The organism is Symbioplanes lichenis, from assembly GCF_030709675.1.
Taxonomy (GTDB): domain Bacteria; phylum Actinomycetota; class Actinomycetes; order Mycobacteriales; family Micromonosporaceae; genus Actinoplanes; species Actinoplanes lichenis.
Map to the genome: position 1 here is coordinate 391,715 of NZ_JAUZQD010000007.1, position 22,122 is coordinate 413,836.

A 22,122-nucleotide genomic window follows, 5' to 3' on the forward strand; every position below is an offset into this window, starting at 1 on the left:
CCTTTTAGGCGCTTTGAGGAACCGCCGGGCCTACCATTCGACGTTATATCGTGGTGTTCGCTTGTAGTGACCAAGAATCAGGACCATTATGGCTATAGAGGTCGCTCTCACAGTCTGTGGTTCTGCGACGCCAAAACACCTGGTCAGTATCGTTGGTACGAGACCGCTTTTATGGCTCAGCCCCTAGTCAGCGGCGGCACATCAGAGTTCAACCCTTTCGCCGTGGACCCTCAAAGCGATGCAGCTAGACAAGCATTGCTTCCGGGTATGGGAACATTTCAGGTCGCATGGCCCTTTACGCCTGTCGACCCAGGCGAAATGGACGAGTTCGTGAATCGTTGAGCTAGTTGGCTTGCTGCTGCGGCGAGTGGAACCTTGATGCACCCGTCGGAATTGCCGGAGCGTTCGATCGCAGGTAGCTGGCGACATTAGATCGGAGCACGCGTGTGCCGAGCGACTGATTGAGCGACGATCGCCTGGGGGCTAGGCATACGTCTACGAACGATAACGGACTGGAACCGCAGATCAGCCTAGTTCGTGGCAACGATCCGTCTCCGGAGCCGAGCTGGCACGTTGAAAGATTGCCGAATAAGTCTTTTCTGGATCAAGGCGCCGCGCAAGCGCGTCGCGGCCGGTCGCCCTCGGCCTGCTGGCGCCCTCCGGGCGGCATCGGCCGGCGCACCGGCCACCGGCTGAGTGAACGTCAGCTCCATGGCGATGCCTCCGGCGGGAGCACTCAGGCTTCTGGGATGGGTGCCATCCCGCCCGCCATCGACTCAGGCAAGTCGAGCAGACCGACGCCGGGACCGCCAGCGTCCGTACCTATCTATAGGCAGCCGCTCAGTGGCGGCTGCGGCGCCGGCCCGCACCCCGGAGGGTGAGTCGACGGCGGACAGGATGGCGGTGGGGGAGTGGGCTGCGGTGTTCCCGCTATGTTCCCGTGGACCCTCGTAACCGGCCAGATCCACCCGGACGGCGTCGGACCCAACGAGAACGGCCCCGCGGCTGCGTTTCCGCAGCTCACGGGGCCGTTTCTATCCCTGGTGGCGGGTGAAGGATTCGAACCTTCGTAGCTTTCGCGACGGATTTACAGTCCGCTCCCATTGGCCGCTCGGGCAACCCGCCTGGGATCACCACCGGGATCTCCCCCGGCAGCGGACAACAGAATAGCCGCCCCGCCGGACCCCCTCGCAACCGGGTACGGTCGGCATGTCGGGGCCCCTTCGCGCGGCCCTCACCTACATCGACAAGCGTCCAGCAGTTGGAGTCTGATCATGGCAGCCAGCCCGTCGTTCGACATCGTGAGCAAGGTTGACGGCCAGGAGGTGGACAACGCCTTCCACCAGGCGGAGAAGGAGCTCGGGACCCGGTTCGACTTCCGGGGCACCGGCACGGTGATCGAGAAGTCGGGGGAGAACGGCATCACGATCACCTCGGAGACCGAGGAGCGGGCCTCCGCCGCCCTGGAGGTCTACAAGGAGAAGCTCGTCAAGCGGAACATCTCGCTGAAGTCGCTGGACGCCGGGGAGCCGCGGCAGTCCGGGAAGACGTACAAGATCGATGCCAAGGTGGTCGAGGGCATCGAGACGGACAAGGCGAAGGCGATCAGCAAGAAGATCCGGGACGAGGGACCGAAGGGTGTGCAGGCGCAGATCCAGGGCGACCAGCTGCGCGTGACCGGCAAGAAGCGGGACGACCTGCAGGCCGTCATCGCGCTACTCAAGGCCGAGGATTTCGGGGTCGCGCTGCAGTTCACCAACTACCGGTGAGCTGACCCGGCGGGGCGCAGACTGGGGTGATGAACGCGACGCTGGCGGTCGGCGGAGGGATTGGGCTGCTGCTGGCGCTCTTCGGGGCGGTGATGCTGGTCACCGGGAGGGCGCCCGCGGGCACGATGCGGATGTTCGCGGAGGTCCGTGACGCCGGGCTCTATCACCTGTTGTTCGGGGTGGGACTGCTGGTGATGGTGGTCTCGCAAGCTCTGCTGCGCGGGCCGGCCGCCGTGGCCGTCGGGGTGGTGGCGCTGGCCCTCGCCGTCGTGGCACTGGTGAAATACAGACCACGAAAGAGGGGGTCAGTGTGATCGATCCGGTCGTCGACCTGCGGGACGTACGCGACGGGGCCGTCTTCGCCGACGTGCGGTGGTACCTCGACGGCCGGTCCGGGCGGGCCGCCTTCGAGCGGGGTCACCTGCCCGGGGCCGTGTTCGTGGATCTCGACCGGTGGCTGGCGGCGCCCGGGTCGCCGGGGGAGGGGCGGCATCCGCTGCCCGCCCCGGAGGTGTTCGCCGAGGGGATGGCCGCGGCCGGCATCGGGGACGAGGACACCGTCATCGCGTACGACGACGGGGGTGGCACGATCGCCGCCCGGCTGGTGTGGCTGCTGCGCGCCACGGGGCGGGACGCCGCGCTGCTCGACGGCGGGCTGGGGGCGTACCCGGGAAAGCTGGAGAGCGGACCGGTGAGCCCGGCTCCCGCGGTTTTCACCCCCCGGCCGTGGCCCGCGGAGCGGCTGGCGGCGCTCGGCGATCTCGACGCCGCCGCCGTGGTGATCGACGCCCGCGACGGCGCGCGGTTCCGCGGCGAGGTGGAGCCGGTCGACCCGCGGCCGGGGCACATTCCCGGGGCGCGCAATGTCCCCTGCCGGGAAAATCTCGACGAATCGGGCCGTTTCCTGCCGGTCGAGCAGTTGCGGGAGCGGTTCGCGGCGGCCGGTGTGACGGCGGGCGGCGATGTCGTCTCCTACTGCGGCTCGGGCGTCACGGCCTGCCACAACCTGATCGCGCTCGAGCATGCCGGGCTGGGGCTGGGGCGGCTCTATCCCGGTTCGTGGTCGCAATACAGCGCGACCGACCGGCCGGCCGCGACGGGCGCCTAGGGCCGGTAGGCCTCCCACGCTGCCTGCTTGGTGGTGCCCAGCGCGGCCCCGATCTGGGTCCAGGAGGCACCGGCGGCGCGCGCCGAGCGGACCATCGCCTGCCGCCCGTACGAAGCCTTGCGGCTGACCACCTCACTGAGCGCAAGCAGTTCGAGCGTCTCCTCCCGGCTGAGCGCCGGCGACTCCGCGCTCCCGGACACCGTCGCGAGAGCATCGCGCATCCTCAACTCGTCGTAACGCGTTGTAGCGGTGGAGAGCGTGTGCTGTTGCTCCAGTTCGTCGGGAGTAGTCATGTCTTCACTTTTCCGTCAGGTTCGCCTGACGTCAATCCAGCTTGACGAAGGCGACGCGAGTTGCCCTCATATCTCCGGTTAAATCGGGCTCAAAGCCGTCAATTTTGCGGCTCGTGACCCGGCCGACGCCTCAACCGTTCAGTCAAGATTTCGGGATGTGCGGCTTCCACCCGCGCGCGAGCGCTGTCTGACGTACTCCCGGTGTGGCACCATCATGGAACCCCCCATCCGGAGCACTTTTTCCTCGAGGAGCAAACATGTCTGCAAGGAAGCTGGGCCGCTTCGCCGGCTTGGTTTTCGTGCTCGTCGCGCTGGCCGGCGGAGCCGCCGCAACAGTGTCGGCCGAGCAGTCCCCGACGTCGCAGGCATCCACCGCCTCCACTCTGGGCGACATCGTCTGGACCTGATCGCCGGCCCGGCCGGCATCGCCGGCCGGGGCCGCGCGGTTCGACCGACGAGGAGCGTGCACATGGCGGGGCAATCGCGTCCGAGACGGGGGTCCTCGCACAATGCGTGGCTCATCACCAGCCCGCTCGCCATCTTCGCCCTCGTCTGCCTGACGGTCTACTGGGTCCGTGACCCGGGCTGGGTCGAGAAGTCGTGGGTCGGAGGCCTGATCCTCCTCGCGGCTTTCGTCGTCGCGCACGTCAGCGTGCTCAACGTCATCGTCCGGCAGCAAAGCTTCGTTCTCGTGCTCAACGAGATCCCCCTGCTGCTCGGCCTCTATTTCCTGCCCGCGCCGCCGGTCATCCTCGCGCACGCCATCGGCAGCATGTTCTCGCAGCTGCGCACGCGTAACGATCCTGCGAAGCTCGGCTTCAACGTCGCCAAGTCCGCCGCCGGCACCGCGGCCGCGGCCGTGGTCATGTCGGCCCTGCCCAAGATCACGAACGCGGGCCCGGGCACCTGGGGCATCCTCACCGCGGCGGTCCTCACGGCCACCGCCGTGAGCTGGGTCGCCTTCGGCGGCGTCATCGCCGTCGTCCAGGACAGGCACGCCGCGCTCGAGGCGCTCAAGGTCTCCACGCAGGCCTTCGTCACCGCCGGCATCAACATCGGCCTCGGCCTGGTCCTGCTGATCTCGCTCGACGCCACCTGGTGGTCACTGGTGCCGCTGGGCGCGCTCGGGCTGGCCCTGGGCATCGCGCTCCGGTCGGTCTCCGAGTTCTTCCGCCAGCACCGCACGCTGGCCGAGGTCTCCGAGATCACCCAGGCCATCCGGGAGCAGGGCACCCACGGCAGCCTGCCCGACGTCGTTCTGGGCCCGGTGCGCACACTGCTGCGCGCCGAGTTCGCCACGTTGTGGCTGCCCGTGCAGGGGCGGCATCCCGAGGTGCTGCTGACGGCGCGGGTGGGCGGCAAGGGGCTGCTGGACATCTCGGCCACCCCGGCGCCCGTACGCGACCAGGCAGTCAAGAACGGACGCACGGTGGCCGTGGGGGCGCGGTTCTCCGACACCACGCACCTCCGGCCCTATCTGCGGGACAGCCGGGTCAAGGACGTCGTCGTGGTGCCCCTGCGCTCCGGCCAGACCACGATCGGCAGCCTCGAGGTCGTCAACCGGATGAGCGAGCCGCTCACCTTCCGCGACTCCGACGTGCGCGTGCTCGAGACGATCGCCGCGCACGTGGCCGTGGCCGTGGAGAATTCGCGTCTCGTCGAGCGGCTGCGGTTCGACGCGTACCACGATCGGCTGACCTCGCTGCCCAACCGTCGGCGGATCATCGACGCGCTGGCCGAGTCGGTCAAGGTGCGGGCGCCGGGCGAGGTGGTGGCCGTCATGCTCTTCGACGTCGACGGGTTGCGCGACGTCAACGAGTCGATGGGTCACGCGGCCGGCGACAAGCTGCTGGCCGAGGTGGCCGAGCGGCTGCGCACGCTCGCGGGGCCGGGTTCGCTGGTCGGGCGGATCGGCAGCGACGAGTTCGTGGTCACGCTGCGGGCCGAGTCGGCCGACGAGTCCGTACGGCTGGCGACCGACCTGCGCGAGCAGCTGCGCGGCTCGATGGCGGTGGAGTCGCTCACGCTGGACGTAGACAGTGCGGCCGGCGTGGCCGTGCACCCGGACCACGGCGACGACCCCGAGGCCCTGCTGCGCCGGGCCGAGCTGGCGGCCAACGCGGCCAAGACGCTCCCGTACGGCGTGCAGCTCTTCCACCCCGCCCTCGAGTCCCGCGCGGTGCGTCGCCTGGGTCTCGCCGCCGACCTGCGGCGGGCGCTGGACTCGGGCGAGCTGGAGGTCCACTTCCAGCCGAAGGTGTCCATCCAGGACCGGCATCTGATCGGGGTCGAGTGCCTCGCGCGCTGGCAGCATCCGGCGCACGGCGAGGTGTCGCCCGAGGACTTCGTGGCTGTGGCGGAGCACACGGGACAGCTGCACCGGCTGACCGAGGTCGTGCTCACCGCCGGGCTGCGGCACTGCCGGGACTGGGCGGAGGCGGGGCGGCCGCTGTCGATAGCGGTCAACCTCTCCGCCCGTACGCTGCTCGATCCGCGCTTCCCCGACCAGGCCCGCCAGCTGCTCGCCGAGCACGGGGTGCCGCCGGAGCTGGTGACCTTCGAGATCTCGGAGCCGGGCATGCTGGGCGAGATCGAGCGGGCGCTGCCCACGCTCTACCGCCTGAAAGACCTGGGGGTACGCCTCTCGGTCGACGATTTCGGCACCGGCGCCTCGTCCCTGTCCTACCTCCGGCAGCTCCCGGTGCACGAGGTGAAGATCGACGAGAGCTTCGTCCAGGGAATGGCGACCGACTCGGGCGACCTGGCGATCGTGCGCGCGGTCATCGGACTGTCCCGTGAGTTCGGCCTCACCGTGGTGGCCGAGGGCGTGGAGAGCGAGCTCACCCTCGACCTGCTCGCCGAGCTCGGCTGCGAGATCGGCCAGGGCTACTTCTTCAGCCGGCCGTTGCCGGTCGAGCGGCTCAACACGTGGCTCACCGCCCGGACGGAGCTGGAGGAGACGCCCACCGGAGAGGTGCGCCGGCTCCGGGCCGTCGGCTGACGCGGCCCGCTGAGCTGGGACTTCGCGACACGGGGGTACCGATTTCACTCGCGGCGCCGGGCCGTGTAAGCTTTCCCCTGCAGCGAGCGAGAGATCGCGAGCAGGCCCCCTTAGCTCAGTCGGCAGAGCGTCTCCATGGTAAGGAGAAGGTCTACGGTTCGATTCCGTAAGGGGGCTCCACCCGGGTTTGTGATCCGCCTTCAGGCGCGGAATTTCAGCCTGGCGCGGCGGTGTAGCTCAGATGGCAGAGCAAGCGGCTCATAATCGCTGTGTCGCCGGTTCAAGTCCGGCCACCGCTACTGAGGATCTCCCGCTGGAAGATCCTCTTCGATCCGGGAGCAGTCCCGGATCGGCATGCGAACCCGGACAAATGTCCGGCGTTTTGCATGTCCGCACCTCAAGCGTCTACTCTGGTACGCCGTAGTGGCTGCCAATCAGTAGCCAGAAGCATCGTGAGCAGGAAGGCATTCCGCCGTGGCCAAGGCGACCGACGTCCGTCCCAAGATCACCTTGGCGTGTACGGAGTGCAAGGAGCGCAACTACATCACGCGCAAGAACCGCCGTAACGACCCCGACCGCATCGAGCTGAAGAAGTTCTGCCCCCGGGACGGCAAGCACACCCTGCACCGCGAGACGCGCTGATCCGATCTCTTCCCGACATGGCGGTTCCCCGATTCCGGGGGAGCCGCCATGTCGGCGTTCGGGGCCCCTTCCCGGCGGTTACCACCGCTCACCGCGCCCCTGCTCCCTCGGCGCCCGTCCACCCGCCGCGCTCTTCACCCTCGGCGTCCTCCTTCCGCCGCCCGCCGCCGCGCTTGCTGCCCGTCGCCGCTCGCCGCCCGCCGCCGCCCGCCGCCGCTCGCCGCCCGCCGCCGCTCGCCGCCCGTCGCCGCTGCGCCGCCGCCCGCCGCTCGCCGGCTCGGCCGGGGCGCCCGTCCTCCCCTGCACGGCCGGTGCAGAGTAGTTTCAGCGGCATGCCTCTCGACCCGTCCTTCGTCGGCCGCAGCTGGCCGGCGACCCCGCCCTACCAGGTGGGCCGCGAGAAGATCCGCGAGTTCGCCACCGCCGTCGGCGCCACCGCCGCCGAGCACCACGACCCCGAGGCGGCCCGCGCGGCCGGCTACCCGGATGTCGTGGCGCCGCCCACCTTCCCCGTCGTGATCACGATGGCCGCCAGCCGGCAGATCATCGCCGACCCTGCCCTCGGCCTGGACTACAGCCGGGTGGTGCACGGCGACCAGCGGTTCGCCTACGCCCGGCCGGTCGTCGCCGGCGACTCGCTGGTGTGCGTCAACACGGTCGACGAGATCACGTCCCGCGGCGGGCACGACTTCATCACGACCCGCACCGAGGTCAGCACCGAGGCCGGCGAGCCGGTTGTCACCGTCTGGTCCAAGCTCGTCCAGCGTGGGGAGGGATGACGATGAGCGAGCAGCTGCCGCCGCAGACGTTCCGGGTGACCCGGGCCGATCTGATCCGCTACGCGGGCGCGTCGGGTGACTTCAACACGATCCACTGGAGCGACCGGATCGCCACCAGCGTGGGCCTGCCCGGCGTGATCGCCCACGGCATGTTCACGATGGCCCTGGGGGGACGGGCGCTCGCCGAGTGGGCCGGCGCCCCCGACGCCGTCGTCGAGTACGGCGTCCGGTTCAGCCGTCCCGTGCCGGTCCCGGACACCGACGAGGGCACCGAAGTCGTGGTCACCGGCGTGGTCAAGGAGGTCACGGACGACGGGCTGACCCGCATCGACCTGACCGCGACCTGCAACGGCGAGAAGGTTCTGTCGCTCGGCAAGGCGCTGATCCGCAAGCGCTGAGGGGGCCACGGCGGGTTGTGGGTGGGGCGGGTTGGTCGGTCCGCCTCCCTACCCGTACACTGGTCCGCCGTAGGGCAATAACTCCTGTCTGTAGGCAGGGGTGGGCGCCTTACGTAGGGGTGTAGCTCAATTGGCAGAGCAGCGGTCTCCAAAACCGCAGGCTGCAGGTTCAAGTCCTGTCACCCCTGCGCACCGACCCGTATCGGCCCGGCGGACCGCCCGGCGCGGGCCGCCGGTACGACCGAGCGCCGCGTAAGGGCGCAGTGCGACATCCACCGACCGACGTTACGGAAGAGGGGCGAAGTGGCCGAGAGGAACCGACCCGGTGACGACGCTGCAGGCGAGCGCCCCGAGGACGAGTCGATCGACGATGTCACGGCCGACGACGCCCGGGCCGACGACGGCGACGAGGAGCTGACCCGCGGGGGCGGCACCGCCGTCCGGGAGCGCACCGACTCCGGCAAGGGCAAGGCCACGAAGGAGCGCCGGCGCGGCCGCATCGGCGGTTTCTTCCGCGAGGTCGTCGGCGAGCTGCGTAAGGTCATCTGGCCGACCCGCCGCGAGCTTCTGACCTACACCGCTGTCGTGATCGTCTTCGTGGCCGTGATGACGACCATCGTGGCCCTGCTGGACTACGGGTTCGGCAAGGCCATCCTGACGACGTTCGGCAACTGAAGCCGAGAGTTACGGAAGTGAGCAAGCGTGCCTGAGTACGACGACGAGAACGCCCTCTCCGCCGACGAGCAGTCGTCGGTGGCCACGGCGGGCGATGCCGAGTCGGTCGAGGCCGCCGCCCAGACCGCCCCGGACGAGGCTGAGCCGGCCGACGCCGAGGCCGAGGCCGCCGCTCCCGACGTGGACGACAACTACGACCCGGTGGCCGAGCTGCGGCAGAAGCTGCGCTACGCCCCCGGCGACTGGTACGTCGTGCACTCCTACGCCGGCTACGAGAACAAGGTCAAGACCAACCTCGAGACCCGCATCACGAGCCTCGACATGGAGGACTTCATCTTCCAGGTCGAGGTGCCGACCCGCGAAGAGGTCGAGGTCAAGAACGGCAAGCGCAACCAGGTGCAGGCCAAGGTCTTCCCGGGTTACATCCTCGTCCGGATGGACCTCACCCCGGAGTCCTACTCCTGCGTGCGCAACACGCCCGGCGTGACCGGCTTCGTGGGCGCGACCGACCGCGTCGACCGCCCGGCCCCGCTCTCGCTCGACGAGGTGCTGAAGTGGCTGGCGCCGGCCGTCGAGCAGGAGGAGAAGAAGGCCAAGCCCGAGGTCAAGGTGCTCGACTTCGAGGTCGGCGACTCCGTCACGGTCACCGACGGCGCCTTCGCGTCGCTGCCGGCGTCGATCTCCGAGATCAACGCCGACCAGCAGAAGCTCAAGGTGCTGGTTTCCATCTTCGGCCGGGAGACGCCGGTCGAGCTCAACTTCAACCAGGTCGCCAAGATCTGAGTTGCCGCACCCCGCACGTCGTGGGAGGGGCGCGCGATTCGTCGCGCCCCGCGATCTACCACAGGAGTAAAGAGAAATGGCACAGCGCAGCAAGGCGTACCGCAAGGCTGTCGAGCAGATCGACGCCGCCAAGCTCTACGAGCCCACCGAGGCCGTGAAGCTGGCCAAGGACACCGCCTCCACCAAGTTCGACGCCACGGTCGAGGTCGCCATGCGGCTCGGCGTGGACCCGCGCAAGGCGGACCAGATGGTGCGCGGCACGGTCAACCTGCCCCACGGCACCGGTAAGACCGCTCGCGTCATCGTCTTCGCCCAGGGCGCGAAGGCGGAGGAGGCCGTCGCGGCCGGCGCCGACGAGGTCGGCACGGACGAGCTCGTCGCCCGGATCCAGGGTGGCTGGCTGGACTTCGACGCCGCGATCGCGACGCCGGACCAGATGGCCAAGATCGGCCGCATCGCCCGCATCCTCGGCCCCCGTGGCCTCATGCCCAACCCGAAGACGGGCACGGTCACCGTCGACGTGACCAAGGCCGTCTCCGACATCAAGGGCGGCAAGATCACGTTCCGGGTGGACCGCCACTCGAACCTGCACCTGATCATCGGCAAGGCGTCCTTCTCGGAGCAGCAGCTCGTCGAGAACTACGGCGCCGTGCTCGACGAGGTCCTGCGGGCCAAGCCGTCCGCGGCCAAGGGCAGCTACCTCAAGAAGATCGCCGTCAGCACCACCATGGGCCCCGGCATCCTGATCGACCCCAAGGTCGTCAAGGGCTTCCAGGTCGCCCAGGACTGACGCACCCCGCTTCACCGAAAGCCCCCGGCTCACTCCGGGGGCTTTCGCATGCCCGGAGCGGCAGCCGGCCGCGATGTGCGAGCTCCGGTTTCGGCACGGTGGCACGCTCCCGCACAGCGCCGGTCGAGGCACTGTGCGCGCTCCGGCACAGCGCAGGCCTCGGCAATGTGCGCGATTTGGCAATGTGCAGCGGAGCGGGTACTGTTCCTTCTCGAAGTTCCACCCACAGACCGCTGGTTGCCGCAGTCGCCGTTGTTTCTGACGGAGGCCGTGGCCGAAGGTCCCGCAACAGGCGGGCGGCCCGCGCAGGGGAGAACGGTTCGCGATCATGTCGACGCTTCCGAGCGTCCATGCCCGCCCCGTGCGCCCTGCGCCCGGGGCGTTTCTCGTTGTCGGGGCCGGACAGATGCCGGCGGCTCATGAGCAACGAGAGAGGAGGGACATGGCGGACAAGCCGGTCCGGGCCGACAAGGCCACTGCGGTCGCCGAGCTCACGGAGCAGTTCCGTAACTCGTCGGCCACCGTGCTCACCGAGTACCGCGGCCTCACGGTCAAGGAAATCAGTGAGCTTCGCCGTTCGCTCGGCAACGAGACCAAGTACTCCGTGTCGAAGAACACGCTCGCGAAGCGGGCTGCGGCCGACGCGGGGATCGAGGGGCTCGACGCGCTCTTCGCCGGTCCTACCGCGCTCGCGTTCGTCGGCGGTGACGTGGTCGAGGCGGCCAAGGGCCTTCGTGCCTTCGCCCGCGCCAACCCCACCCTGGTGATCAAGGGCGGCGTCTTCGAGGGCAAGGCCATCTCGGCCGACGAGGTCACCAAGCTCGCCGACCTCGAGTCCCGTGAGGTGCTGCTGGCCAAGCTGGCCGGCGCCATGAAGGGCAACCTGACCAAGGCCGCGGGCACCTTCCAGGCCCCGCTCGCCCAGGTCGCACGTCTGGCAGCTGCTCTGCAGGACAAGCGCGCGCAGGACGGTTCCGCCGAGGCCTGACGGTCTCGCGCGGCGTACGACTTAAATTCTCAGTACTGACGAAAGGTTGCCAGACATGGCGAAGCTCAGCACCGACGAGCTGCTCGACGCGTTCAAGGAAATGACCCTGATCGAGCTCTCCGAGTTCGTGAAGCAGTTCGAAGAGGTCTTCGAGGTCACCGCCGCGGCTCCCGTCGCGATGGTGGCGCAGGGTGGCGGCGGCGGCGAGGCCCCCGCGGCCGAGGCCGAGAAGGACTCCTTCGACGTCGTCCTCGAGGCCGACGGTGGCAAGAAGATCCAGGTCATCAAGGTCGTGCGTGAGCTGACCGGCCTGGGCCTCAAGGAGGCCAAGGACGCCGTCGAGAGCGCCCCCAAGGCGATCCTCGAGGGCGTCAACAAGGAGAAGGCCGAGGAGGCCAAGGCCAAGCTCGAGGGCGAGGGCGCCAAGGTCACCCTCAAGTGACCTGAGGTCTCACCTGATCTGCCCGGACGGGCGGGGATCCCACACCGGATCCCCGCCCGTTCCGTGTTTTTGGCAAAGTCGCAGGTCAGAGCCCTTTTGGTGGGCGGTCGGATGACTGACTCGCATAATCCACCAATCACCACATATGCTCTCTAACGGGCTCGGTCACAGGACCCGCCCCCAGCGCAAGTCTTGACTGTGTGTCCGCTGACAGGCACGCTGACATCAGCAAGTTTCCGCGCTTGCGACAGCCGTCCGATGGGTAATCCGGTGTCACCGGGATCCCGCGGGCCGGCACCCGAGGGAGAGTTGCCGCGTTCGAGCGGCCCCGTCTGGACCCTGGCCGAGAAGGCGCAGGTCAGAGGCGACGGGGATCCGTTCCGCAGGTCCCCTCCGGTGTGGGCTGGACAGCGGTTAGCCGAGCGGCTACACTGCTAGTTTGCGCTGCCTTCTGCCTTGAGCCCTGCAGGGACATCCATCCGGGTGAATTCCTGGGGGTCCATTGGAGTGCCCAGAGCAGTAGACAGCGCAGAAAGTTGCATCAGCAGCTCAGCCGCATCAGCAGCACCGGTCCTCGGAAGGACGCATCTTGGCAGCTTCCCGCCCTGCGAAGACCAGCCGTACGTCGAGCGCATACGCTCCCCGCCGTATTTCTTTCGGCCGGATCCAAGAGCAGCTTGAGGTCCCCAACCTCCTCGCCCTCCAGACGGAGTCCTTTGACTGGCTGGTCGGCAACGAGGCTTGGCAGGCCCGCACGACGGACGATCCGCACGCCCACTCGGGCCTCGCAGAGATCCTCGAAGAGATCAGTCCCATTGAGGACTTCTCCGGCACCATGTCGCTGTCCTTCTCCGCTCCGCGCTTCGACGAGGTCAAGGCCTCGATCGAGGAGTGCAAGGAGAAGGACCTGACCTACTGCGCGCCGCTGTTCGTGACCGCGGAGTTCACCAACAACACGACTGGCGAGATCAAGAGCCAGACCGTGTTCATGGGTGACTTCCCGATGATGACCCCCAAGGGGACGTTCGTCATCAACGGCACCGAGCGCGTCGTGGTGAGCCAGCTCGTCCGCTCCCCGGGCGTCTACTTCACCAAGGAGCCGGACAAGACCTCCGACCGCGACCTGTCCAGCGTCAAGATCATCCCGAGCCGGGGCGCCTGGCTCGAGTTCGACATCGACAAGCGGGACACCGTCGGCGTCCGCATCGACCGCAAGCGCCGGCAGGCCGTCACCGTCCTGCTCAAGGCGATCGGCTGGTCCGCGGACCAGATCCGTGAGCGGTTCGGGTGGTCCGAGCTGCTCATGACGACGCTCGAGAAGGACCACATCGCCGGGCAGGACGAGGCCCTGCTCGACATCTACCGCAAGCTCCGTCCCGGTGAGCCCCCGACCCGGGAGAACGCGCAGACCCTGCTCGACAACCTCTTCTTCAACCCGAAGAGGTACGACGTCGCCAAGGTCGGCCGCTACAAGTTCAACAAGAAGCTGGACATCGACGTCCCGATCGTCCGCGGCACCCTCACCGAAGAGGACATCGTCAAGACCGTGGACTACCTCGCCCGGCTGCACGCCGGCGAGGAGGGCTACGAGGCCGACGACATCGACCACTTCGGCAACCGGCGCCTGCGCACGGTCGGCGAGCTCATCCAGAACCAGGTCCGCGTCGGCCTGTCCCGGATGGAGCGCGTCGTCCGCGAGCGCATGACGACGCAGGACGTCGAGGCGATCACGCCGCAGACCCTGATCAACATCCGCCCCGTCGTGGCGGCGATCAAGGAGTTCTTCGGCACGTCGCAGCTGTCGCAGTTCATGGACCAGACCAACCCGCTGGCGGGTCTCACCCACCGGCGCCGGCTGAGCGCGCTCGGCCCGGGCGGTCTCTCCCGTGAGCGGGCCGGCTTCGAGGTCCGTGACGTGCACCCGTCCCACTATGGCCGGATGTGCCCGATCGAGACCCCGGAAGGCCCGAACATCGGCCTGATCGGTGCTCTCTCGACCTTCGCGCGGGTGAACCCGTTCGGTTTCGTCGAGACCCCGTACCGCAAGGTGGAGAACGGCCGGGTCACCGACCAGGTCGACTACCTCACCGCGGACGAGGAGGACCGGTTCATCAAGGCGCAGGCCAACGCCCTGCTCGCCGCCGACGGCACCTTCGCCGAGGATCGTGTCCTGGTCCGCCGTAAGGGCGGTGAGGTCGACTACGTGCCCGGCACGGACGTCGACTACATGGACGTGTCGCCGCGGCAGATGACCTCGGTCGCCACCGCGATGATCCCGTTCCTCGAGCACGACGACGCCAACCGCGCCCTCATGGGTGCGAACATGCAGCGTCAGGCGGTCCCACTGGTCAAGGCGGAGGCCCCCCTGGTCGGTACGGGCATGGAGTACCGTGCCGCGGTCGACGCCGGCGACGTGGTCGTGGCCGAGGTCGGCGGCGTGGTCGAGGACCTGTGCGCCGACTACGTGACGGTCCACCAGGACGACGGCCACCGCCGCACGTACCTGCTGCACAAGTTCCGCCGCAGCAACGCCGGCTCCTGTGTCAACCAGAAGCCCGTCGTCTTCGAGGGCGACCGGGTCGAGGCCGGCCAGGTCATCGCCGACGGCCCGTGCACCGACGAGGGGGAGATGGCCCTCGGCCGCAACCTGCTCGTCGCGTTCATGTGCTGGGAGGGTCACAACTACGAGGACGCGATCATCCTGTCGCAGCGCCTCGTGCAGCAGGACGTGCTCACCTCGATCCACATCGAGGAGCACGAGGTCGACGCGCGCGACACCAAGCTCGGCCCGGAGGAGATCACCCGCGACATCCCCAACGTCAGCGAGGAAATGCTCGCCGACCTGGACGAGCGCGGCATCATCCGGATCGGCGCCGAGGTCGTGCCCGGCGACATCCTGGTCGGCAAGGTCACGCCCAAGGGCGAGACCGAGCTCACCCCCGAGGAGCGGCTGCTCCGCGCGATCTTCGGTGAGAAGGCGCGCGAGGTCCGCGACACCTCGCTGAAGGTGCCGCACGGCGAGACCGGCACGGTCATCGGCGTCCGCACCTTCTCCCGCGAGGACGGCGACGAGCTGCCCCCGGGCGTCAACGAGCTGGTCCGCGTCTACGTGGCGCAGAAGCGCAAGATCCAGGACGGCGACAAGCTCGCCGGCCGCCACGGCAACAAGGGCGTCATCTCGAAGATCCTGCCGGTCGAGGACATGCCGTTCCTGGAGGACGGCACCCCGGTCGACATCGTGCTGAACCCGCTGGGTGTGCCCTCGCGCATGAACATCGGCCAGGTCCTGGAGACCCACCTCGGGTGGATCGCCAAGACGGGCTGGGAGGTCGAGGGCGACGACGCCGAGTGGAAGCGTCAGCTGCGGGCCATCGAGGCGCACGAGTCCCCCAAGGACTCCAACGTCGCGACCCCGGTCTTCGACGGTGCCCAGGAGGAGGAGATCAAGGGCCTCCTCGAGTCGACGCTGGTCAACCGCGACGGTAAGCGGCTGGTCAACGGCGACGGCAAGGCGCAGCTGTTCGACGGCCGCTCGGGAGAGCCGCTGCCGGACCCGATCTCGGTCGGCTACGTCTACATCCTGAAGCTGAACCACCTGGTCGACGACAAGATCCACGCTCGCTCGACCGGCCCGTACTCGATGATCACGCAGCAGCCGCTGGGTGGTAAGGCGCAGTTCGGTGGCCAGCGCTTCGGTGAGATGGAGTGCTGGGCCATGCAGGCCTACGGTGCGGCCTACGCACTGCAGGAGCTGCTCACCATCAAGTCCGACGACGTTCTCGGCCGCGTGAAGGTCTACGAGGCCATCGTCAAGGGCGAGAACATCCCGGAGCCGGGCATCCCCGAGTCCTTCAAGGTGCTCCTCAAGGAGCTGCAGTCGCTGTGCCTGAACGTCGAGGTGCTCTCCAGCGACGGTGTGGCCCTCGAGATGCGCGAGACGGACGACGAGGTCTTCCGGGCCGCGGAGGAACTCGGCATCGACCTGTCCCGGCGCCCGAACGAGGGCGTCAGCAGCGTCGAAGAGATCTGACGGAGTGCGTCCCCGGTGAGCTCAGCTGCGGCTGACCGCGAGCCGGGGACGCCCCCCGCCGGCCTGGAACCCATCCGAGCAACGAAACACGAGGGATAGACCAAGTGCTCGACGTCAACTTCTTCGACGAGTTGCGCATCGGCCTGGCCACCGCTGACGACATCCGGCAGTGGTCGCACGGCGAGGTCAAGAAGCCCGAGACGATCAACTACCGCACCCTCAAGCCCGAGAAGGACGGACTCTTCTGCGAGAAGATCTTCGGTCCGCAGCGGGACTGGGAGTGCTACTGCGGCAAGTACAAGCGGGTCCGGTTCAAGGGCATCATCTGTGAGCGCTGCGGCGTCGAGGTGACCCGGTCCAAGGTCCGCCGTGAGCGCATGGGCCACATCGAGCTGGCCGCGTCGGTCACGCACATCTGGTACTTCAAGGGTGTGCCGAGCCGGCTGGGCTACCTGCTCGACCTGGCGCCGAAGGACCTCGAGAAGATCATCTACTTCGCCTCGTACGTGGTCACGAGCGTGGACGCCGAGGCGCGTCACCGCGACCTGTCCACCATCGAGAACGAGATCTTCGCCGAGAAGCGCCAGTCGGAGAACAGCCGCGACTCGGAGATCGAGAAGCGCGCCGCCAAGCTCGAGCAGGACCTGACCGAGCTCGAGGCCGAGGGCGCCAAGGCCGACGTGCGCCGCAAGGTCAAGGAGGCCGGCGAGCGCGAGATGCGCCAGATCCGCGACAAGGCGCAGCGCGAGATCGACCGCCTCGACGAGGTGCTCGACACCTTCCGCAAGCTCGACAGCAAGCAGCTGGTCACCGACGAGCTGCTCTACCGCGAGCTGCGGGACCGCTTCGGTGAGTACTTCACCGGTGGCATGGGTGCCGAGGCCATCAAGGCGCTGCTCGAGAACATGGACCTGGACGCGGAGGCCGAGAGCCTGCGCGAGACCATCCGTACGGGCAAGGGCCAGCGCAAGATCCGCGCGCTCAAGCGCCTCAAGGTCGTGGCCGCGTTCCTCAACACGCGCAACTCGCCCCTGGGCATGGTGCTGGACTGCGTCCCGGTCATCCCGCCGGACCTGCGCCCGATGGTGCAGCTCGACGGTGGCCGCTTCGCCACGTCCGACCTGAACGACCTGTACCGCCGGGTCATCAACCGCAACAACCGGCTCAAGCGCCTCATCGACCTCGGCGCGCCCGAGATCATCGTGAACAACGAGAAGCGCATGCTGCAGGAGGCCGTCGACGCACTGTTCGACAACGGCCGCCGCGGCCGGCCGGTGACGGGTCCGGGCAACCGCCCGCTCAAGTCGCTGTCCGACATGCTCAAGGGCAAGCAGGGCCGCTTCCGGCAGAACCTGCTCGGCAAGCGCGTTGACTACTCCGGCCGTTCGGTCATCGTCGTCGGCCCGCGCCTCAAGCTGCACCAGTGCGGCCTGCCCAAGCAGATGGCGCTGGAGCTGTTCAAGCCGTTCGTGATGAAGCGCCTGGTGGACCTCAACCACGCGCAGAACATCAAGTCGGCCAAGCGCATGGTCGAGCGTCAGCGGCCGGTCGTGTGGGACGTCCTCGAAGAGGTCATCAGCGAGCACCCGGTGCTGCTGAACCGCGCGCCGACCCTGCACCGCCTGGGCATCCAGGCCTTCGAGCCGCAGCTGGTCGAGGGCAAGGCGATCCAGATCCACCCGCTCGTCTGCACGGCGTTCAACGCCGACTTCGACGGTGACCAGATGGCGGTCCACGTGCCGCTGTCGGCCGAGGCGCAGGCCGAGGCCCGGATCCTGATGCTCTCGTCGAACAACATCCTCAAGCCGGCCGACGGCAAGCCGGTCACCATGCCGACCCAGGACATGGTCATCGGGCTCTACTACCTGACGCACCTCACCCAGGGTGCGAAGGGCGAGGGCCGGGTGTTCAGCTCGGACGCCGAGGCTCGGATGGCGTTCGACAACGGCGAGCTGCACCTGCAGGCCCCGATCAAGGTGCGCCTGCACGGTCTGATCGGCGTGGACAACGGCGCCAAGGCCGAGAAGTGGGTCCAGCCGGAGGAGTGGCAGGAGGGCGAGCAGCTGCTCGTCGACACCACCCTGGGCCGGGTCATCTTCAACGAGACGCTGCCCCCGGGCTACCGCTTCGTGAACTACGAGATCCGCAAGGGTCAGCTCTCCGCGATCGTCAACGACCTCGCCGAGCGCTTCCCCAAGGTCGCCCTGGCGGCGACCCTGGACGCGCTCAAGGAGGCCGGCTTCCACTGGGCCACCTGGTCCGGTGTGACGATCGGCATGGGCGACGTCATCGGCCCCCCGCGCAAGCCGGAGATCATCGCGCGGTACCAGGCCGAGGCCGACCGGATCGACAAGCAGTACCAGCGTGGTCTCATGACCGCCGAGGAACGCCGCGGCGAGCTCATCGAGATCTGGACCAACGCGACCAAGGACATCTCCAAGGAGATGGAGACGGCGCTGCCGCAGGAGAACCCGCTGTGGGTCATGATCAACTCGGGTGCCCGCGGTAACCTCCTCCAGCTCCGGCAGATCGCCGCGATCCGTGGTCTGGTGGCCAACCCGAAGGGCGAGATCATCCCGCGCCCGATCACCTCGTCCTACCGCGAGGGCCTCACCGTCCTGGAGTACTTCATCTCCACGCACGGTGCGCGCAAGGGTCTGGCCGACACCGCGCTGCGTACCGCCGACTCGGGTTACCTGACCCGTCGTCTGGTGGACGTCTCGCAGGACGTGATCATCCGCGAGGAGGACTGCGGCACCGACCGCGCCATCCCGATGGTGGTCGGCGAGCGCGAGCCCGACGGCACCCTGGTCGTGCACACGCACTCCGAGACCGGCGTGCACGCTCGTACCCTGGCCGACGACATCGACGACGCCAACGGCAACCGGGTCGTGTCGCGCGGTGACGACCTCAACTCGATCCTGGTCGACAAGCTCGTCGCCGCCGGGGTGGAGCAGGTCCGCGTCCGCAGCGTCCTGACCTGTGAGTCGAAGCTCGGCGTGTGCGCGGCCTGCTACGGCCGTTCGCTGCCGACCGGCAAGTCGGTCGACATCGGCGAGGCGGTCGGCATCATCGCCGCCCAGTCCATCGGTGAGCCCGGCACGCAGCTGACGATGCGTACCTTCCACACCGGTGGTGTCGCGGGTGAGGACATCACCCAGGGTCTGCCGCGTGTGCAGGAGATCTTCGAGGCCCGCGTGCCCAAGGGCAAGGCGCCCATCGCCGACACCCCGGGACGCATCCGCATCGAGGACGGCGAGCGTTCGCGGAAGATCATCGTGATCCCGGACGACGGCAGCGACGAGATCGTCTACGACAAGATCTCGAAGCGCGTCAAGCTGCGGGCGCACGACGGCGACCACGTGGCGGTCGGCGAGAAGCTCACCGAGGGCACCATCGACCCGCACGAGCTGCTGCGCATCATGGGCCCGCGCGCGGTCCAGGTCCACCTGACCCAGGAGGTCCAGGAGGTCTACCGCTCGCAGGGTGTGCTCATCCACGACAAGCACATCGAGATCATCATCCGCCAGATGCTCAAGCGGGTGACGGTCATCGACTCGGGTGCCGCGGAGTTCCTCCCGGGCGTGCTGGTCGATCGGGCGCTCTTCGAGTCCGAGAACCGTCGCATCGTCGGCGAGGGTGGCGAGCCCGCCGCCGGCCGTCCGGTGCTGATGGGTATCACCAAGGCCTCGCTGGCGACCGACTCCTGGCTCTCGGCGGCCTCCTTCCAGGAGACCACCCGGGTGCTCACCGACGCTGCGATCAACTCGCGCAGCGACTCGCTGGTGGGCCTCAAGGAGAACGTCATCATCGGTAAGCTCATCCCGGCCGGTACGGGCATCAGCAAGTACCGCAACATCCGGGTCGAGCCGACCGAGGAGGCCAAGGCCAAGGTGTACTCGATGACCGGGTACCCCGAGACCGACTACGGCTTCGGTCCGGCCAGTGGCCAGGCTGTCCCGCTGGACGACTTCGACTTCGGGTCGTACCGCTGAGCAGCTGAGCAATGACGTCGAGGGCGTCCGCGCACCGCGCGGGCGCCCTCCGGCGTTTCTAGAATGGAGCCGTGACGCTTCCGGTCTCCGCAGCACCCACCCGCCACCCGATGGACCCGGAGCCCGCGCCTTCCACGAAGGCCCGGGCTGTTTTCGTGCTCGGGCTGGCGGCCCTCCTCACCGGCGCCTTCGTCGGAGGCGTGATTCCCGCCACCCTGGCGCTGCTCTTGGCCCGGCAGGTCGAGCGGGAGCACTATGCCGCCGGCGGCTATCTGCTCGGCGCCCGCTGGGTGCGCCGGGGCCGCCGGCTGGCCTGGGCCGGGCTGATCCTCGCGCTCACCGCCCTGGTCGTGGCCACGATCGCCGGGCTGCTGCACTTCGCGGCCGCCCCGGGCGGTCAGGACTTCGACCCCGGCACCGACTGACCGGCCCGGGCCCGACCTCGGGCTGCGGGGCACCACCTTCGGGTGACATGCTCGGAGTCCTACGGGTAGGCGGCGAGAGGGACGGTCCGTGACACAGCAGCCAGGCTCCTGGCCCGGGCAGCAGCCGGGACACCCGGTCATGCCGCCACCGCCGATGCCGGCCCCGCCCATGGCGCCGCAACAAATGCCGCCGATGGCGCCGCAACAAATGCCGCCGATGGCGCCGCAGCAGATGCCGCCGATGGCGCCGCAGCAGATGCCGCCGATGGCCCCGCAGCACATGGTTCCGCCGCACATGGCCCCGCCGGCGGCGGGGGAGACGTGGACGGCGGAGCGGATGGACCCCGTGGCCGGCACCCCGTTCGGGCTGGTGCAGCTGCGGGTGGCGCCCATCACGTCCGGGCTGGCCGTCGGCTCGCTCGTCGCCGGGGTCGCCGGGATCCTGGTGTCCACGCTGGTGCTCTGTTTCGGCGTCGCCGGGGCCTCGGCCGGCTGGGGCGCGCTCGTGGGCGGCGCCTTCACCCTGCTCGCCGTGCTGGCCGGCGGCGGCTCGATCAGCCTGGGCCTGGCGGCGCGGCGGCAGATCCGGCGCTCGGGGCAGGAGGGGCGCCTGCGCTTCACCGGCCGGGGCGTCGCGATCGCCGGCATCTCCTGCGGCGCCGCGGGAGCGGGAATTGCGCTCCTGACCCTCTTGTTGGTAGTGCTGGTGGAGGTCGCGTGACGCGTGGCGCGGGAAACAGGCACCGCGGCGTTGCTTGCGCGCGGCACCCGCTACACTTGTAATGCGGAGATGTCCATCATCAAGCTAGCCGGTCTGACCGGCCGCTTTTCATGCGGCTCGTTTTGACCTGCGTGCGTGTGGTGGGTACTCTTTCCCCTCGTGCCCGGGCTCGCCCGGGCAACTCGTGCGTGCGCCCGAGTCTGAAGTAACGACGGGGCAGTGGCACGACGGGCTCGACAGCCCGACAAAGACAAAAACTCGCCGCGCGTGACCTGCGCGTGGTGGGACCGTGAGCCGGACGACACGCCCGACCGCGGGTGCGGGAGCCCACCGGGGCCGCTCGCACACAAGGCATAACGAAGACGGTGCGGTCGCGTGAGAGCGGCCGAAGGGAGCGGAGAAACCCGGTGCCCACGATCCAGCAGCTGGTCCGAAAGGGCCGCCAGGCGAAGACGAGCAAGACCAAGACGCCGGCGCTGAAGGGAAGTCCTCAGCGGCGCGGCGTGTGCACGCGCGTGTACACCACCACCCCCAAGAAGCCGAACTCTGCGCTGCGCAAGGTCGCTCGTGTGAAGCTCAGCAGCCAGATCGAGGTCACGGCGTACATCCCGGGCGTCGGCCACAACCTGCAGGAGCACTCGATCGTGCTCGTGCGTGGCGGCCGTGTGAAGGACCTCCCCGGCGTTCGCTACAAGATCGTCCGCGGTTCGCTGGACACCCAGGGTGTCCGCAACCGCAAGCAGGCCCGCAGCCGTTACGGCGCGAAGAAGGAGAAGAGCTGACATGCCGCGTAAGGGCCCCGCTCCGCGCCACCCTGTGGTTGCGGACCCGGTTTACAACTCCCCCCTGGTCACCCAGCTGGTGAACAAGATCCTGGTGGGCGGCAAGCGTCAGCTCGCCGAGCGCATCGTCTACGGCGCCCTCGAGGGCTGCCGCGAGAAGAGCGGCACCGACCCCGTGGTGACGCTTAAGCGCGCCATGGACAACGTCAAGCCGACCCTCGAGGTCCGCAGCCGCCGTGTCGGTGGCGCGACCTACCAGGTGCCGGTCGAGGTCCGCACGCCGCGGCAGACCACCCTGGGCCTGCGCTGGCTCGTGCAGTATTCGAAGGCGCGCCGCGAGAAGACCATGATCGAGCGCCTGCAGAACGAGCTCCTCGACGCCAGCAACGGCCTCGGTGCCGCTGTGAAGCGCCGCGAGGACACGCACAAGATGGCGGAGTCCAACAAGGCCTTCGCGCACTACCGCTGGTAACAGCCCCCGTCGCCGGCCCGGCCACTGCG

At 68.6% G+C, this 22,122-nt stretch carries 20 protein-coding genes and 4 tRNA genes; 22 read left to right on the forward strand and 2 right to left on the reverse strand.

From position 1 onward, the window contains the following. Window positions 1-1,041 precede the first annotated feature (1,041 nt). Window positions 1,042-1,125: transfer RNA gene (locus tag RAN62_RS19400), tRNA-Tyr, on the reverse strand. A 149-nt stretch (window positions 1,126-1,274) separates the two neighbouring features. Here RAN62_RS19400 and RAN62_RS19405 point away from each other — a divergent pair. Genes RAN62_RS19405 through RAN62_RS19415 form a run of 3 tightly spaced genes read left to right on the forward strand, consistent with a single transcriptional unit; the run spans window position 1,275 to window position 2,877 of the window. After that, complete coding sequence (locus RAN62_RS19405) at window positions 1,275-1,769, forward strand: YajQ family cyclic di-GMP-binding protein (RefSeq protein WP_305786100.1); 495 nt, start codon at window positions 1,275-1,277, stop codon at window positions 1,767-1,769. A 29-nt stretch (window positions 1,770-1,798) separates the two neighbouring features. Further along, complete coding sequence (locus RAN62_RS19410) at window positions 1,799-2,083, forward strand: hypothetical protein (RefSeq protein WP_305786101.1); 285 nt, start codon at window positions 1,799-1,801, stop codon at window positions 2,081-2,083. Then, window positions 2,080-2,877, forward strand: coding sequence for a sulfurtransferase (locus RAN62_RS19415; RefSeq protein ID WP_305786102.1), 798 nt, complete (start codon window positions 2,080-2,082; stop codon window positions 2,875-2,877). The genes RAN62_RS19410 and RAN62_RS19415 overlap by 4 nt, the downstream gene beginning before the upstream one ends. Here the strand turns inward: RAN62_RS19415 and RAN62_RS19420 are convergent. After that, a complete protein-coding gene (locus RAN62_RS19420) occupies window positions 2,874-3,170 on the reverse strand; it encodes a hypothetical protein (protein WP_305786103.1) in 297 nt (98 codons plus the stop codon). The genes RAN62_RS19415 and RAN62_RS19420 overlap by 4 nt on opposite strands. A 257-nt stretch (window positions 3,171-3,427) precedes the next feature. Between RAN62_RS19420 and RAN62_RS19425 the strand changes: the two genes are divergently transcribed. The 19 genes from RAN62_RS19425 (at window position 3,428) to rpsG (ending at window position 22,093) form a co-directional block, all read left to right on the forward strand. After that, window positions 3,428-3,577, forward strand: a complete 150-nt coding sequence (locus RAN62_RS19425; RefSeq protein ID WP_305786104.1) for a hypothetical protein — start codon at window positions 3,428-3,430, stop codon at window positions 3,575-3,577. A 62-nt stretch (window positions 3,578-3,639) separates the two neighbouring features. After that, window positions 3,640-6,171: a putative bifunctional diguanylate cyclase/phosphodiesterase gene (locus RAN62_RS19430; protein WP_305786105.1), complete on the forward strand. Its 2,532-nt coding sequence runs from the start codon at window positions 3,640-3,642 to the stop codon at window positions 6,169-6,171. A 104-nt stretch (window positions 6,172-6,275) separates the two neighbouring features. Continuing rightward, window positions 6,276-6,351: transfer RNA gene (locus RAN62_RS19435), tRNA-Thr, on the forward strand. Window positions 6,352-6,397: 46 nt separating this feature from the next. Next, window positions 6,398-6,470: transfer RNA gene (locus RAN62_RS19440), tRNA-Met, on the forward strand. A 175-nt stretch (window positions 6,471-6,645) separates the two neighbouring features. Further along, window positions 6,646-6,813: a 50S ribosomal protein L33 gene (rpmG, locus tag RAN62_RS19445; RefSeq protein ID WP_067495822.1), complete on the forward strand. Its 168-nt coding sequence runs from the start codon at window positions 6,646-6,648 to the stop codon at window positions 6,811-6,813. A gap of 332 nt (window positions 6,814-7,145) precedes the next feature. After that, on the forward strand, window positions 7,146-7,592 hold the full coding sequence (locus RAN62_RS19450) for a MaoC family dehydratase N-terminal domain-containing protein (protein ID WP_305786106.1): 447 nt from the start codon (window positions 7,146-7,148) through the stop codon (window positions 7,590-7,592). A 2-nt stretch (window positions 7,593-7,594) separates the two neighbouring features. Further along, on the forward strand, window positions 7,595-7,990 hold the full coding sequence (locus RAN62_RS19455; RefSeq protein ID WP_305786107.1) for a MaoC family dehydratase: 396 nt from the start codon (window positions 7,595-7,597) through the stop codon (window positions 7,988-7,990). 115 nt (window positions 7,991-8,105) lie between these two features. Beyond that, window positions 8,106-8,178, forward strand: a tRNA-Trp gene (locus tag RAN62_RS19460). A gap of 115 nt (window positions 8,179-8,293) precedes the next feature. Beyond that, window positions 8,294-8,665 (forward strand): preprotein translocase subunit SecE, encoded by a 372-nt coding sequence (gene secE, locus RAN62_RS19465; protein WP_305786108.1) that lies wholly within the window; start codon window positions 8,294-8,296, stop codon window positions 8,663-8,665. 27 nt (window positions 8,666-8,692) lie between these two features. Next, window positions 8,693-9,448: a transcription termination/antitermination protein NusG gene (gene nusG / locus RAN62_RS19470; protein ID WP_305786109.1), complete on the forward strand. Its 756-nt coding sequence runs from the start codon at window positions 8,693-8,695 to the stop codon at window positions 9,446-9,448. A 76-nt stretch (window positions 9,449-9,524) separates the two neighbouring features. Continuing rightward, entirely contained in the window at window positions 9,525-10,238 is a 714-nt protein-coding gene (gene rplA / locus RAN62_RS19475; protein ID WP_305786110.1) for a 50S ribosomal protein L1, read from the forward strand. Between the two features lie 442 nt (window positions 10,239-10,680). Further along, window positions 10,681-11,226, forward strand: a complete 546-nt coding sequence (rplJ, locus tag RAN62_RS19480; RefSeq protein ID WP_305786111.1) for a 50S ribosomal protein L10 — start codon at window positions 10,681-10,683, stop codon at window positions 11,224-11,226. A 55-nt stretch (window positions 11,227-11,281) separates the two neighbouring features. Further along, the gene (rplL, locus tag RAN62_RS19485) at window positions 11,282-11,668 is read left to right on the forward strand and encodes a 50S ribosomal protein L7/L12 (RefSeq protein WP_305786112.1); all 387 of its coding nucleotides are present in this window, start codon (window positions 11,282-11,284) and stop codon (window positions 11,666-11,668) included. A gap of 589 nt (window positions 11,669-12,257) precedes the next feature. Continuing rightward, on the forward strand, window positions 12,258-15,698 hold the full coding sequence (rpoB, locus tag RAN62_RS19490; protein ID WP_305786113.1) for a DNA-directed RNA polymerase subunit beta: 3,441 nt from the start codon (window positions 12,258-12,260) through the stop codon (window positions 15,696-15,698). 104 nt (window positions 15,699-15,802) lie between these two features. Continuing rightward, a complete protein-coding gene (locus tag RAN62_RS19495) occupies window positions 15,803-19,693 on the forward strand; it encodes a DNA-directed RNA polymerase subunit beta' (protein ID WP_305786114.1) in 3,891 nt (1,296 codons plus the stop codon). A gap of 110 nt (window positions 19,694-19,803) precedes the next feature. Further along, window positions 19,804-20,118 carry a hypothetical protein gene (locus tag RAN62_RS19500; protein WP_305786191.1) on the forward strand — a complete coding sequence of 105 codons (315 nt, stop codon included), beginning with the start codon at window positions 19,804-19,806 and terminating at the stop codon, window positions 20,116-20,118. Between the two features lie 88 nt (window positions 20,119-20,206). Then, the gene (locus RAN62_RS19505; RefSeq protein WP_305786115.1) at window positions 20,207-20,839 is read left to right on the forward strand and encodes a hypothetical protein; all 633 of its coding nucleotides are present in this window, start codon (window positions 20,207-20,209) and stop codon (window positions 20,837-20,839) included. A 407-nt stretch (window positions 20,840-21,246) separates the two neighbouring features. Beyond that, a complete protein-coding gene (gene rpsL / locus RAN62_RS19510; RefSeq protein ID WP_014440718.1) occupies window positions 21,247-21,621 on the forward strand; it encodes a 30S ribosomal protein S12 in 375 nt (124 codons plus the stop codon). Between the two features lies 1 nt (window position 21,622). Then, on the forward strand, window positions 21,623-22,093 hold the full coding sequence (gene rpsG / locus RAN62_RS19515) for a 30S ribosomal protein S7 (protein ID WP_041831882.1): 471 nt from the start codon (window positions 21,623-21,625) through the stop codon (window positions 22,091-22,093). Window positions 22,094-22,122 lie beyond the last annotated feature (29 nt).